This is a genomic window from Pseudomonas sp. BGA-UO-ETr-WB11, from assembly GCF_059567785.1.
Map to the genome: position 1 here is coordinate 363876 of NZ_JCAQOS010000008.1, position 14031 is coordinate 377906.

Here is a 14031-nt window from a genome sequence, read left to right on the forward strand (position 1 = left end):
ACCACAGGGTAATGTTCTTATGCTGAAACCGGGCGCCTTGCGACTCCCTTTGTTGTTGTCGGTCTTGCTACCCGCCCTGGCGGGCGCCGGCGAGCTGTACCGCTACGTCAACGACAAAGGCGTGATTGTGCTCGACCGCCAAGGCGTACCGCCGGAGTACATTGGCAAGGGCTACGACGTGCTGTCCGACCAGGGTCGCGTGGTGCGTGTGGTGCCGCCGGCGCCAACCGCCGCAGAGCGTCAGCGCCTGCAGGAAGAAAAGGCCCAGGCCACCTCGGATGCCCAGTTGTTGCGCCTGTATTCCAGCCTGGATGATGTGGATCGTGCCCGCGAGCGCAAACTGACCGAGCTGGACGGTGCGGTGGGCGCGGCGCGCGGCAACTTGCAGTCGCTGCGCACCCAGCAGGCCAACCTGCAAGGCCAGGCGGCCGAGCAGGAGCGCGCCGGCCGTGTGGTGCCGGAAAGCTTGCTGGTGCAGATCAGCAACATCAAGGGTGAGCAGGAAAGCTTGCTCAAGGACATCGAGCGCTTCAAAGAAACCCGCAAGCAAGCCGCTGCCGGGTTTGTCGCGGACCGGGCACGGCTGGCGCAGTTGTTGGGTATCAAGCCCTAAACTGCGCCGCTGTGCTGCCCGCTGTGGCTTGCTAGCGGGCTTTGCGGTTGCTGATCTTGGTGCCCACGCCGGTGTCGGTGAAAATCTCCAGCAGCACGGCGTTAGGCACTCGGCCGTCGATGATGTGCGCGCTGTTCACCCCGCCTTGCACCGCTTCCAGGGCGCAACGAATCTTCGGCAGCATGCCGCCGTAGATGGTGCCGTCTGCAATCAACTCGTCCACTTGCTCGGTGCTCAAGCCGGTCAGTACTTCGCCCTGCTTGTTCATTAGGCCGGCGATGTTGGTCAGCAGCATCAGCTTCTCGGCTTTCAGCGCTTCCGCCACCTTGCCGGCCACCAGGTCGGCGTTGATGTTGTAGGACTCACCGTTCTCGCCGACGCCGATGGGTGCGATTACCGGGATGAAGTTGCCTGACACCAGCATGTTGATCAGCTCGACGTTGACGCCGATGACTTCACCGACGTGGCCGATATCGATGATCTCTGGCTGAGTCATTTCCGGGGTCTGGCGGCTGACGGTGAGCTTCTTGGCGCGGATCAGGCGTGCGTCTTTGCCGGTGAGGCCGATGGCGCTGCCGCCGTGGTGGTTGATCAGGTTGACGATGTCTTTGTTGACCTGGCCGCCGAGGACCATTTCCACCACGTCCATGGTCTGTGCATCGGTCACGCGCATGCCGTCGATAAAGTGGCTTTCGATGCTCAGGCGCTTCAGCAGGTCGCCGATTTGCGGGCCGCCACCGTGCACCACCACTGGGTTGATGCCAACCGCCTTCATCAGCACGATGTCGCGGGCAAAGCCGGTTTTCAGCTCGTCGCTCTCCATGGCGTTGCCGCCGTATTTGATCACCAGGGTCTTGCCGACGAAGCGACGAATATAGGGCAGCGCCTCGGACAGAACCTGGGCGACTTGGGTGGCAGCGTCACGGCTGAGGGTCATGCAAACACTCCAATACGAAAAGCGAATCCTGAAACGGGTTGATCAAAACGGCAGATTGAGGTCCGGGGCGACGGTGTACAGCTGCGCGCGGAAGACTTCCTGAATGCGCTTGAGCTCTTCGGTCGTCTCGGCCTCAAAGCGCAGTACCAGCACCGGCGTGGTGTTGGAAGCGCGTACCAGGCCCCAGCCCTTGGGGTAGTCGACGCGTACGCCGTCCAGGGTGGTGAGGTTGGCATCGCCCCAGTGGCCGTCGCGTTGCAGGGCGTTGATGATGCTGAACTTGCTCTCGTCGGTCACCTCGATGTTGATTTCCGGGGTGCAGATGTCGTTCGGGAAGGCCGAGAACACGTGTTCTGCGTCGCGCTTGTCCTGGCTGAGGATTTCCAGCAGGCGGGCAGCGGCGTAAATGCCGTCGTCAAAGCCGAACCAGCGCTCCTTGAAGAAGATGTGGCCGCTCATTTCGCCGGCCAGCAGGGCGCCAGTTTCCTTCATTTTCTTTTTGATCAGCGAATGGCCGGTCTTCCACATCACTGGGCGGCCACCGTAACCGCTGATCAGTGGGGTCAGGCGGCGGGTGCATTTGACGTCGAAGATGATGTCGGCACCGGGGTTGCGCGACACCACGTCCTTGGCGAAGAGCATCAGCAAGCGGTCGGGGTAGACGATGGTGCCGGTGTTGGTAACCACACCTACGCGGTCGCCATCGCCGTCGAAGGCCAGGCCCAGGTCAGCGTTTTCAGCTTTGACCTTGGCGATCAGGTCCACCAGGTTTTCCGGCTTGCCTGGGTCCGGGTGGTGGTTGGGGAAGTTGCCGTCGACGTCACAGAACAACGGGATCACGCTGCAGCCCAGGGCTTCGATCAGGCGTGGAGCGATCACCCCGGCCACGCCGTTGCCGCAGTCGACCACCACGCGCATGGGCTTGGCCAGGGCGATGTCGTCACGGATCTGGTTGAAGTAGCGATCAAGAATGTCGATCTGCTCGACGCTGCCAACACCGCTGGCCAGGTCGTTGGTTTCGATGCGCTGGCGCAATGCCTGGATCTGTTCGTTGGCCAGGGTGTCGCCGGCGATAACGATTTTGAAACCGTTGTAGTTTGGTGGGTTGTGACTGCCGGTGAGCATCACGCCCGATTTGCCGGCCAGCACATTGGCGGCGAAATACAGTACGGGGGTTGGCACCATGCCGACGTCGGTGACTTGGCAGCCGCAGTCGAGCAGGCCTTGGATCAGTTGCTCGGCCAGTTGCGGGCCGGACAGGCGACCGTCGCGTGCCACGGCTACGTTGGCCTCGCCCTGGGCCAGGCTCTGTGAACCAATGGCGCGACCGATCCAATAAGCGGCGGTAGGAGTGAGGCTATCGCCGACCACGCCGCGAATATCGTAGGCGCGGAAGATGCTGGCGGGCAGGTTCGGTGCGGTGTGCTGAATTTGCGTCATGGCGGGAGGCTGTTCCAATCCGAGCAGGTCCTGATCCTCATCGAGAATATCGATGTCGAGGATGTCGGTGTCCTGAAACAAGGGGTCGGCAAATGTTGCCGGTTGTGGGTTGCTGCTTGTGGGCGTGGCACTGCGCACGGGCTCGACGGGCGCGGCTTCTTGTTTGCGCCGCGACAGGTGGGCCAGCAACTGGGCCAGGTTGTCCAGCGCCGGCAGGCTGAGGCTGAACGACTTGACGGCTTTGCCGCTGGTCAACTCACTGACCAGTTGGGCCAACTGGCGGGCGTCGGCATGCAGGCGATGTTGCAGGCTGCTTTGGGTTAGATACAGGCCAACCAGGGCGCCAACCAGGGCCAGCAAGCCGGCAACCAGCAGCAATTCCGGCGGGAAGATCAGCTGGTTGAGGGCGGGGCCAGGAGTAAAACTCAGCTTCCAGTTGGGGCTGCCGCTGCTCAGGCTCTGGGGCGCACTGCCGCTGTCAGCCTGGCCGCGTTGCTCAAGCACCTGTGCCGGGGCGTTGCCAAATTGCTGGAGCAACTGCAGTTGGCCGGTATCGGCGGCCATGGTTGGCAGCGCGCGCAGCAGGCGTTGCAGGTCGACCACCAGCAGCAGGGTGCCCTCGGGGGTTTCCTGCTCGCTGAGGCGCAGTGGTGCGGCGCTGTAGACCAGCCAGCGCTGGCCGACCTTGTAGGCTTCAGGTGCAGGGATTTGTCCGCTCTCGACTCGGCGCAGCATGTCGAGGGCGGCGAAGTTCATCGGCGCCGCGCGGTTGCTGTCTTGCATCGCTTGGCCGCGGGCATTGAGCTGCGCGTCGACGACACCATCCCAATAGGCGATGTTGCTTTCGGCGCTGCGGATCAGTGCCGGGTCCTGGCTTTGCACGGCGCTCAGCAATTGCGGGTTGCGTGCCGCCGCCTGGGTGTCGGCGCTCAATTGTTTGATCGCTTGCTGCAGGGCAGCGGCTTGGCTGCCGCCCCAGGCATCGCGCAGTTCGCTCTGTTGCTGCGTCTGGGCGGTATAGAACAAGGCAAACCAGAGCATTGCCGCGCCGCCCAGCAGCCCCAGGACACTGGCGATGGCGCCGGGGATCAGGCTGCGGAAGTCGGGGCCGCGACGGCGGGTGTCAGCCGGCGGTTGGGCCGGGCTGGGGTCGATGGTGTCCTTGGCGCTGCGTTTGAACAGTTTCACAGTGCGATTCCCCGGCGATTCATCCTGAAAGTGAAAGGGCTCAGTGGCTGCCTGAGTGGCCGAAACCACCGCTGCCGCGTTGGCTTTCGTCGAACTCGCTGACCAGCTCGAAGTGCGCTTGCACCACGGGCACCAGTACCAGTTGTGCCAGGCGTTCGCCAACAGCGATGTTGAACGCGCTGCTGCCACGGTTCCAGCAGGACACCATCAGCTCGCCCTGGTAGTCGGAGTCGATCAGCCCAACCAGGTTGCCCAGCACGATGCCGTACTTATGGCCCAATCCGGAGCGCGGCAGGATCAGCGCCGCCAGCCCTGGGTCGGCGATGTAGATCGACAGGCCGGTGGGGATCAGCACGGTTTGCCCTGGCTCCAGCAGCAGGTCTTGCTGCAGCATGGCGCGCAGGTCGAGGCCGGCGGAGCCCGGTGTGGCGTACTGCGGCAGCGGGAATTGGGTGCCGATGCGTGGGTCGAGGATTTTGGCTTGCAGTGAGTGCATGGTGGCTCAGTTCTTCACGTCTGTGGGGGCGGGCAGGCGGTCGGCGATAAACGCCACCAGCTGGCGGGCAATCTTGCCTTTGCTGGTCTGGGCAAAGCGGGTTTCCAGCAGCTGACGGTCGATCACGCTGCAGGCGTTGTCTTCACTATTGAAGCCAATGTTGGGGTTGGCCACATCGTTGGCGACAATCAGGTCGAGGTTCTTGTCTTTGAGCTTGCGCGCGGCGTAGTCCAGCAGCTTCTCGGTTTCGGCGGCAAAGCCGACGCTGAACGGCCGGTCAGGGCGGCCGGCGAGGGTGGCGAGGATGTCCGGGTTGCGCACCAGTTGCAGGAGCAGGCCGTCGCCGCTGGTGGGGTCTTTTTTCATCTTCTGCTCGGCCACCACTTCTGGGCGGTAATCGGCGACGGCGGCCGCGGCGATCAGCAGGTCGCAGGGCATCGCCGCTTCGCAGGCGGCGAGCATGTCGCGGGCGCTGGTGACGTTGACCCGGTTGACCCGGTCCGGCGTTGGCAGGTGCACCGGGCCGGTGATCAGGGTGACCTGGGCGCCGGCTTCAGCGGCAGCTTCGGCCAGGGCAAAGCCCATTTTGCCGGAGCTGTGGTTGGTGATGTAACGCACCGGATCGATGTTTTCCTGGGTCGGTCCTGCGGTAATCAGCACGTGCCGGCCACTCAGGCTGCGCCGCTGGAAGCAGTCGGCAGCGCGCTGGGCCAGCTCGTCGGCCTCCAGCATGCGGCCCAGGCCGATGTCGCCGCAGGCCTGGCTGCCGGCGCCAGGGCCGAACAGGTGAAAGCCGCGCTGCTGCAGGGTGGCGGCATTGGCCTGGGTCGCCGGGTCGCGCCACATGGCCTGGTTCATCGCCGGGGCTAGGGCTACGGGGGCGTCGGTGGCCAGCACCAGGGTGCTCAGCAGGTCATTGGCCAGGCCTTGGGCCAGGCGCGCCATCAGGTCGGCGGTAGCGGGGGCAATCAGCACCAGGTCGGCCCAGCGCGCCAGCTCGATATGGCCCATGGCGGCCTCGGCGCTGGGGTCGAGCAATTCGGTGTGCACGGGGTTGCCGGACAGCGCCTGCAGCGTCAGCGGGGTGATGAACTCCTGGCCGCCGGCGGTCATCACCACCTGCACCTCGGCGCCTTGATCGCGCAGCCGGCGAATCAGTTCGGCGCTCTTGTACGCCGCAATGCCGCCACCAACGCCGAGGACGATGCGTTTCCGATACAGCCGCTGCATAGGTCTGCCTTGTAACCAGATGGAGTGGTGCCGCAGCGCGTTTTCCCGGCAGGCTGCCAGGCTCAGCGCCGCGCAAAAGTTGGGCTACGATATCACAGCGCCTGCACGGGAACAGCGGGCCGACTCGACAGGGAGGTGCTATGAGTATTCGCGATTGGCCCGCGGCCGAGCGCCCGCGGGAGAAGCTGTTGCAGCAGGGTGCGACGGCCTTGAGTGATGCCGAACTGCTGGCGATTTTCCTGCGCACCGGGGTGGCGGGGCAGAGTGCGGTGGACCTGGCGCGCTTTCTGCTCGCGGACTTTGGCAGCTTGCGTGCGCTGTTGGAGGCTGATCTCACCTCGTTTAGTCAGCGCCTGGGGCTGGGGCCGGCCAAATTCGCCCAGTTGCAGGCGGTGCTGGAGATGGCTCGCCGGCACCTGGCCGAGCGCCTGCGCCGCGATTCGGCCCTGGAAAGCCCGCAGGCCGTGCGTGATTACCTCAAGGCGCGTTTGCGCCACGAACCCCATGAAGTCTTCGCCTGCCTGTTTCTTGATGCCAAGCACCGGGTGCTGGCGTTCGAGGTGTTATTTCACGGCAGCATTGATGGCGCCAGCGTTTACCCACGGCAGGTGGTCAAGCGTGCCCTGGCGCATAACGCCGCTGCGTTGATCCTGACCCACAACCATCCGTCCGGGGTGGCCGAACCGAGTCAGGCTGATCGGGTGCTGACCCGGCGCCTGAAAGAGGCTCTGGAGCTGGTGGATGTGCGCGTGCTTGATCACTTTATCGTCGGTGATGGCGAGCCGCTGTCCATGGCCGAGTACGGCTGGCTGTAAGCGTGCGACGAATGGTCGGGGCCTGGTTACGCCCCGTGCCGCATGGGGATAGGCGCTTTGACGGCGGCAGCGGTGCACTAGAAAGCGCCACTGTTCTTGCTGCAAGGGGGTGTTTCTGATATAAAGGCGCGCTCTTTTCTAGGGGCCCGGTTCCTCCGCTTTATAGGCGTGGCCGGTAAGACCCTGAAAAAACGTGGCGCCGAGCGCCAAATGACTTTGAGTTTAAGCGGCCAACCCATGCCGGGTTGGGCATGTGGTTTTAGAGGGCTGATGTATGTCGAGAGTCTGTCAAGTTACCGGTAAGGGTCCGGTAACCGGGAATAACATTTCCCACGCAAACAACAAAACCCGTCGTCGTTTCCTGCCGAACCTGCAGCATCACCGCTTCTGGGTCGAGTCTGAGAACCGTTTCGTGCGTCTGCGCGTTTCTGCCAAAGGCATGCGTTGCATCGACAAGCGCGGTATTGATGTAGTGCTGTCCGAGCTGCGTGCTCGTGGCGAAAAGGTTTAAGGAGCTAAATCATGCGTGAATTGATCCGTTTGATCTCGAGTGCCGGTACTGGTCACTTCTACACTACCGACAAAAACAAGCGCACGACTCCGGACAAAATCGAAATCAAAAAATTCGATCCGGTTGTTCGTAAGCACGTGATGTACAAGGAAGGCAAGATCAAGTAATTGATCCCGCCTTGCTGAAAGAGCCCGCCTATATGGCGGGCTTTTTCTTGCCTGGGATTTGCCGTGCGTGGCCCGCACATACTGCGGGCATAAAAAAGCCCGCAGTGTGTGCGGGCAAAGGGTGACGCATGGAGATTCGATAAATCAGGCGTTGGCTTGCTCGAAGATCACGTAGACCTTGCGGCAGGTTTCCAGCACTTCCCAGGTGCCGCTGAAGCCGGCCGGGATGACGAAGCGGTCGCCGGCGCGCAGGGTTTTGCCGTTGCCCTGGGCGTCACGCAGGACCGATACGCCCTGCAGAATTTCGCAGTATTCGTGCTCGGTGTAGTTGATCGTCCACTGCCCTGGCGCGCCTTCCCAGATGCCAGTGTTGAACTGGCCGCATGGGCTGGCGTAGTGGTTGGTGACGCTTTGCGCCGGGTCGCCTTTGAGGACTTTCTCCGGTGCCGGGCGGTAGTGTTCCGGGGTGGCGTTGGACTGGGCGAAATCAACGATCTGGTCGATGTTCATAGGACTTTCCAAGTGGGGGGTTAAACCGCTTTGCGAATGGCGTTGGCGAGTTTGTCGACCAGGGTGTCGATCTGCGCCTTTTCGACGATCAGCGGTGGCGACATGGCGATGGTATCGCCGGTGCAGCGCACCATCAGATCGTCCTGGAAGCATTGCTCGAACACCTGGAAGCCGCGCTTGCCGACGCCCTCGGCATTCGGCGCCAGCTGCACGCCGCCGACCAGGCCGATGCTGCGAATATCCAGCACATTGGGCAAGCCTTGCAGGCTGTGCAGGGCGTCGCTCCAGTAGCCTTCCAGGTTGATCGCCTGCTGGAACAGCTGCTCGCGCTGATAGATGTCGAGGGTGGCCAAGGCGGCGGCGCAGGCCACCGGGTGACCGGAATAGGTATAGCCGTGGAAGAACTCGATGGCGCTGTCCGGGCCGCACATCATGGCCTGGTAGATGTCCTCGTGGGCGAATACCGCGCCCATCGGGATGGCGCCATTGGTCAGACCCTTGGCGGTGGTCAGGATGTCCGGGGTCACGCCCCAGCGCTGCGCAGCAAAGGCTTCGCCGACGCGGCCGAAGCCGGTGATCACTTCGTCGAAGATCAGCAAAATGCCGTGCTTGCGGGTGATTTCGCGCAGGCGTTGCAGGTAGCCAACCGGCGGCAAAATCACCCCGGCGGAGCCGGACATCGGCTCGACGATTACCGCGGCGATGTTTTCCGCGCCGTGCAGGGTGACCAGGCGTTCCAGTTCGTCGGCTTTTTCTACGCCGAATTCTGGCAGGCCTTTACTGAAGGCGTTGCGCGCCACGTCCAGGGTGTGCGGCAGGTGATCGACGCCCGGCAGTTGCAGGCCGAAGGCGCGGCGGTTGTTGACCATGCCGCCGACCGAGATGCCACCGAAGCCGACGCCGTGGTAGCCCAGCTCGCGGCCGATCAGGCGGGTGCGGGTGCCCTGGCCGATGGCGCGCTGGTAAGCCAGGGCGATTTTCAGAGCGGTGTCTGCCGACTCCGAGCCTGAGTTGGTGAAGAACACCTTGTTCAGACCCTTGGGGGCGATTTCGGCTAGGCGCTCGGCCAGTTCGAATGGCAGCGGGTGACCCATCTGGAAGGTCGGGGCGAAGTCCAGTTTGGCGATTTGCTTGCTCACCGCCTCGGTGATCTCGCGGCGACCGTGGCCGGCGTTGCAGCACCACAGGCCCGCGGTGCCATCCAGCACCTGGCGACCATCGCTGCTGGTGAAGTACATGCCGGCAGCGCTTTCCAGCAGGCGCGGCTTGGCCTTGAACTGGCGGTTGGCGGTGAAGGGCATCCAGAACTGATCGAGATTGTTGTTTTTATTGAGCATTTTTAGGGGTTACCGCAGACGTTGGCGACGAACAAGGTAAGCGTGGCGCTTGGCTCAGGCCACAAGTGGCGCAGTCTATGTTTAATAAAACGAACATGACAAGGCTTTTGCCGGTGCGAGTGTAAAAAATATTGAAATAGAACGCTGCCCTGGTTTAGGGTTGCCGGCATGTCCGCCTGTTGGTTGGCCTTGCAGAATTTTTGACAGTGCGCGCCGCTCGTGCAGCGCACTGCTCTACTAATAAAGAGCATTAATAAAGAGGACGCTCCCATGACTACCCTGACCCGCGCCGACTGGGAGCAACGTGCCCAGCAACTGCAGATTGAAGGCCGCGCCTTTATCCATGGCGAGTCCACCGACGCCGTGTCCAAGGCCACCTTCGATTGCATCAGCCCGGTCGATGGCCGCCTGTTGGGCAAGGTTGCCAGCTGCGACCTGGCCGATGCTGAACTGGCCGTGGCCGATGCCCGTGCCACCTTCGAGTCGGGCGTGTGGTCGCGACTGAAGCCGGTTGAGCGCAAGAAGATCATGATCCGCTTCGCCGATCTGATGGACGCTCACGCCGAAGAGCTGGCCCTGCTGGAAACCCTCGACATGGGCAAGCCGATCGGCGATGCCCTGAGCGTCGACGTGCCGGGCGCCTCGCGGGCGATCCGCTGGAGCGGTGAGGCGATCGACAAGATCTACGACGAAGTGGCGGCCACTCCGCACGACGAACTGGGCCTGATCACCCGTGAGCCGGTGGGCGTGGTTGCGGCCATCGTGCCGTGGAACTTCCCACTGATCATGACCTGCTGGAAGCTCGGCCCGGCCCTGTCGACCGGTAACTCGGTGATCGTCAAGCCGTCCGAGAAGTCGCCGCTGACCGCCATTCGCCTGGCTCAGCTGGCCCTCGAAGCCGGTATCCCGGCTGGCGTGCTGAACGTCCTGCCCGGCTTCGGTCACACCGTGGGCAAGGCCCTGGCCCTGCACATGGACGTCGACACTTTGGTATTCACCGGGTCGACCAAGATCGCCAAGCAACTGATGATCTACGCCGGCGAATCGAACATGAAGCGCGTCTGGCTGGAAGCGGGTGGCAAGAGTGCCAACATCGTCTTCGCCGATGCACCGTGCCTGAAAGCGGCTGCCGAAGCGGCGGCTGCGGCGATCTGCTTCAACCAGGGCGAGATGTGCACCGCGGGCTCGCGTCTGCTGATCGAGCGCTCGGTGAAAGATGAGTTCATGGCCCTGCTGCTGGAAGCCATGAAAGGCTGGAAAGCCGGTCACGCCCTCGATCCGGCCACCACCGTTGGCGCCCTGGTCGACAGCGGTCACCTCAACAGCGTGCTGTCCTATATCGAAGCCGGCCATGCCGAAAACGCCAAGCTGCTGTGTGGCGGCAAGCGCACGCTGGAAGAAACCGGCGGTGTGTATGTCGAGCCGACCATTTTCGACAACGTGACCAACAGCATGCGTATCGCCGCCGAAGAAATCTTTGGCCCGGTGCTCTCGGTGATCACCTTCGACACCACCGAGGAAGCCATTCAGATCGCCAACGACAGCATCTACGGTCTGGCCGCAGCCATCTGGACCAGCAACCTGTCCAAGGCGCACCTGGCGGCCAAGGCGCTGCGTGTCGGCAGCATGTGGGTCAACCAATATGACGGCGGCGACATGACCGCGCCGTTCGGTGGCTTCAAGCAGTCCGGCAACGGTCGCGACAAGTCGCTGCATGCCTTCGACAAGTACACCGAGCTGAAAGCCACCTGGATCAAGCTGTAACGATATCGGGGCGATCTCCTGGTCGTCGGTCATGCGGCGTTGCGTCCTCGCTTTTAATGCTCACGTACTGCAGTACGCTGCGCTTAAAAGCTGCGGGGCGCCTTGCCTGGCCTTAGCCCAGAAGATCTCTTTCGGTGCGGTACTCTGTCGAGGTAGGGCCGGATAGCGTTGTTGTAACGGTCCGCTCTTCTTGAGAGGAGCCGGCTCTGGCGAGCCACACCTGCGGCCGGGTTTCCTAGGAAATCCGGCCGTTTTGTTTTGCAGCACAGCCAGCGAAAGGGAAGGGAGTGGCTATGCGTTGGGGAACCTATTTCGCCGTCTGCGCGGCGGTGATCAGCATCGGTCTGGCCCTGGGCGTGACCATGCCGCTGGTGTCGTTGCGCCTGGCGAGCTGGGGGCATGGCAGCTTTGCCATTGGCGTGATGGCCGCCACCCCGGCGATTGGTGTGTTGCTCGGCGCTTCGTTGGTCGGTCGGCTGGCGGCGCGTCTCGGCACTACGCGGCTGATGCAGTTTTGTCTGCTCAGCGGCGCGTTGTCAGTGACGCTGCTGGCGTTGGTGCAGAGCTACCCGGTGTGGCTGTTTTTGCGCCTGCTGATCGGCGTAGGGCTGACCATGGTGTTTATCCTCGGCGAAAGCTGGATCAACCAGTTGGCGCTGGAGAAGTGGCGCGGTCGTCTGGTGGCGCTGTATGGCACCGGCTACGCACTGAGTCAGTTGTCAGGCCCCTTGTTGCTGAGCGTGCTCGGCGCCGAGGGTGATCAGGGTTTCTGGTTCGGTACGGCGCTGTTGATCGGTGGTTCGCTGCTGTTACTGGGCCGCAGCGGCGCCCCCAAGGTCGACCAGCACAGTGCCTCGGGCCGGGGTCTGTTGCCGTTCTGCCAGCGCCTGCCAGCGATTGCCTGGGCGGTGATGCTGTTTGCCGCCTTCGAGGGTATGGTCCTGACCTTGCTGCCGATCTACGGCTTGCAACAGGGCTTTACCCAGCAGGAAGCCTTGCTCATGGCCAGCGTGGTGGTGATTGGTGATGCGTTGCTGCAACTGCCATTGGGCTGGCTGGCGGATCGGCTGTCGCGGCGCGTGCTGTTTGCCGGCTGTGGGCTGGTGCTGACACTGTCCAGCCTGGCTATTCCGCCGCTGCTGCATGAACCGGCGATCTGGCCGGTGCTGGTGTTGTTCGGCGCCAGTGCGGGCGGTCTGTTTACGCTGGCACTGATCATGATCGGCGAGCACTTTCGCGACGATGCGCTGGTGCGCGCCAATGCCCATGTGGCGCAGCTGTGGGGGTTGGGATGCCTGGTTGGACCGTTGCTGACCGGGGCTGCCACGCAGTGGCTGACCGGGCACGCGCTGCCATTGCTGATGGCGCTCGGCGCTGCCGGTTTTGTCGTGGTGGTTTGGCGCAGGCCGCCGTTTGCCCAAGACCAACAGGCTTGAGCAAACAGGGTTGGGGAATAGGTGGGTTTTAGCCGTGACCGCGACTGCCGGGCACTGGCGGTCGCGGCTAAAACCCGTTTGTAGCGATACAAGCGATTGTTTAACTAAGCCTCTGTCCGCGTTAAGCGTTTAGGGTGCTAGTGGGCTTCAGTAGGAGCGGATTCATCCGCGATGCCGTTTGCCTTGAAAGCATCGCGGCTGAAGCCGCTCCTACGGTGTGACGCCAGCGCTGTAACCGTTAACGGGTGCATAGGCTTAACTAACTCAGTGCAAGCCGACGGCATCCTTGGCCCGATACCAGAGCATGCCCAGGGCCAGCAGTGGCGAGCGCAGCAGCTTGCCGCCAGGGAAGGTCATGTGCGGCACCTGGGCGAACAGGTCGAAGCCGCGGCTTTGCTGGCCGCTGATGGCGGCGCCGAGCAGCTGGCCGGCCAGGTGCGTGGCGTTCACGCCGTGGCCGGCGTAGGCCTGGGCGTAGAACACATTGGGCTGGTCTTTCAGGCGACCGATCTGTGGCAGGCGGTTGGCGCCGATGCCGATCATGCCGCCCCACTGGTAATCGATTTTCACGTTGGCCAGTTGCGGGAACACCTTGAGCATCTTCGGTCGCATATAGGCGGCGATGTCCGCCGGGTCACGGCCGGAGTAGTGGCAGGCGCCACCAAACAGCAGGCGGCGGTCAGCCGAAAGGCGGTAGTAATCGACCGTCACGCGCTGGTCGCACAGGGCCATGTTCTGCGGAATCAGGCTGGCGGCCAGCTCGGCCGACAGCGGTTCGGTGGCAATCACGTAGCTACCGGCTGGTAGCACCTTGCCACCGATCTGTGGGTTCAAATCATTCAGGTAGGCGTTGCAGGCCAGTACCAGCGAGCTCGCTCGCACTTTGCCCTGGGCGGTGTGCACACACACCTCGCTGCCGTAGTCGATGCGCGTTACTGCCGAGTGTTCAAACAGTTTCACGCCCAGGCTGGCCGCTGCTGCCGCCTCGCCGAGGGCCAGGTTGAGCGGGTGCAGATGGCCCGAGCCCATGTCGATCATGCCGCCCACGTACTGGTCGGAGCCGACCACGCTGCCCATGTCCTCGGGTGCCACCATGCGCAGCTCGTGTTGGTAGCCGAGGCTGCGCAGTTCGGCGGCGTCTTCGGCGAAGCCTTGGTAGTCGCTGGGTTTGTTGGCCAGGTCGCAGTAGCCCCAGGTCAGGTCGCAGTCGATTTGATACTTGGCCACCCGGCGGCGGACGATCTCCACGGCCTCCAGGCCCATCAGCTTGAACTCGCGCACGCCATCGCGACCAACCACGCCCTCGAACTGCTCAAGGCCATGGCCGACGCCGCGAATCAGCTGGCCGCCGTTGCGCCCGCTGGCGCCCCAGCCGATCAGATGGGCTTCCAGAAGAATCACCGAAAGGCCGCGCTCGGCCAGCTCGATGGCGGTGTTCAGGCCGGAAAAACCGCCACCGATGATGCACACGTCGGCGCGCAGTTCACCGCCCAGGCTCGGGTAGCTCGCGTGCTGATTGGCGCTGGCGGCGTAGTAAGAGGCGGCGTGTTGCGGGCTGTGCACGGGCTGGCGGGCGGACATGGGGGG

Annotated in this window: 13 protein-coding genes; 6 read left to right on the forward strand and 7 right to left on the reverse strand. The window is 63.2% G+C overall.

The window, feature by feature from the left end:
- The first annotated feature begins 19 nt into the window (after positions 1-19).
- On the forward strand, positions 20-613 hold the full coding sequence (locus AC56DI_RS15450; RefSeq protein ID WP_496346947.1) for a DUF4124 domain-containing protein: 594 nt from the start codon (positions 20-22) through the stop codon (positions 611-613).
- Positions 614-644: 31 nt separating this feature from the next.
- Here AC56DI_RS15450 and argB read toward each other — a convergent pair whose 3' ends face one another.
- From argB to coaBC, 4 genes are all read right to left on the reverse strand, one after another.
- Complete coding sequence (gene argB, locus AC56DI_RS15455) at positions 645-1550, reverse strand: acetylglutamate kinase (protein WP_496346948.1); 906 nt, start codon at positions 1548-1550, stop codon at positions 645-647.
- Positions 1551-1592: 42 nt separating this feature from the next.
- Entirely contained in the window at positions 1593-2990 is a 1398-nt protein-coding gene (gene algC / locus AC56DI_RS15460) for a phosphomannomutase/phosphoglucomutase (protein WP_496347528.1), read from the reverse strand.
- 1228 nt (positions 2991-4218) lie between these two features.
- The gene (gene dut, locus AC56DI_RS15465) at positions 4219-4674 is read right to left on the reverse strand and encodes a dUTP diphosphatase (protein ID WP_496346949.1); all 456 of its coding nucleotides are present in this window, start codon (positions 4672-4674) and stop codon (positions 4219-4221) included.
- Positions 4675-4680: 6 nt separating this feature from the next.
- Positions 4681-5904, reverse strand: a complete 1224-nt coding sequence (gene coaBC, locus AC56DI_RS15470) for a bifunctional phosphopantothenoylcysteine decarboxylase/phosphopantothenate--cysteine ligase CoaBC (protein WP_496346950.1) — start codon at positions 5902-5904, stop codon at positions 4681-4683.
- A gap of 140 nt (positions 5905-6044) precedes the next feature.
- Between coaBC and radC the strand changes: the two genes are divergently transcribed.
- The 3 genes from radC to rpmG all read left to right on the forward strand — a co-directional run bounded on the left by radC (position 6045) and on the right by rpmG (position 7397).
- On the forward strand, positions 6045-6719 hold the full coding sequence (radC, locus tag AC56DI_RS15475; RefSeq protein ID WP_496346951.1) for a RadC family protein: 675 nt from the start codon (positions 6045-6047) through the stop codon (positions 6717-6719).
- 274 nt (positions 6720-6993) lie between these two features.
- Positions 6994-7230: a 50S ribosomal protein L28 gene (gene rpmB / locus AC56DI_RS15480; RefSeq protein WP_090240685.1), complete on the forward strand. Its 237-nt coding sequence runs from the start codon at positions 6994-6996 to the stop codon at positions 7228-7230.
- An 11-nt stretch (positions 7231-7241) separates the two neighbouring features.
- On the forward strand, positions 7242-7397 hold the full coding sequence (gene rpmG, locus AC56DI_RS15485) for a 50S ribosomal protein L33 (protein ID WP_022960960.1): 156 nt from the start codon (positions 7242-7244) through the stop codon (positions 7395-7397).
- Positions 7398-7541: 144 nt separating this feature from the next.
- Here the strand turns inward: rpmG and AC56DI_RS15490 are convergent, their stop codons facing one another.
- Both AC56DI_RS15490 and aptA read right to left on the reverse strand, forming a co-directional pair.
- Positions 7542-7907 carry a cupin domain-containing protein gene (locus AC56DI_RS15490; protein ID WP_496346952.1) on the reverse strand — a complete coding sequence of 122 codons (366 nt, stop codon included), beginning with the start codon at positions 7905-7907 and terminating at the stop codon, positions 7542-7544.
- 20 nt (positions 7908-7927) lie between these two features.
- Positions 7928-9244, reverse strand: a complete 1317-nt coding sequence (gene aptA, locus AC56DI_RS15495) for an omega-aminotransferase AptA (RefSeq protein ID WP_496346953.1) — start codon at positions 9242-9244, stop codon at positions 7928-7930.
- Positions 9245-9514: 270 nt separating this feature from the next.
- Between aptA and AC56DI_RS15500 the strand changes: the two genes are divergently transcribed.
- The gene (locus tag AC56DI_RS15500; protein WP_496346954.1) at positions 9515-11008 is read left to right on the forward strand and encodes an aldehyde dehydrogenase; all 1494 of its coding nucleotides are present in this window, start codon (positions 9515-9517) and stop codon (positions 11006-11008) included.
- A gap of 293 nt (positions 11009-11301) precedes the next feature.
- Positions 11302-12444, forward strand: coding sequence for an MFS transporter (locus tag AC56DI_RS15505; protein ID WP_496346955.1), 1143 nt, complete (start codon positions 11302-11304; stop codon positions 12442-12444).
- Between the two features lie 264 nt (positions 12445-12708).
- Here AC56DI_RS15505 and AC56DI_RS15510 read toward each other — a convergent pair whose 3' ends face one another.
- Positions 12709-14025: an NAD(P)/FAD-dependent oxidoreductase gene (locus tag AC56DI_RS15510; protein ID WP_496346956.1), complete on the reverse strand. Its 1317-nt coding sequence runs from the start codon at positions 14023-14025 to the stop codon at positions 12709-12711.
- Positions 14026-14031: the final 6 nt, after the last annotated feature.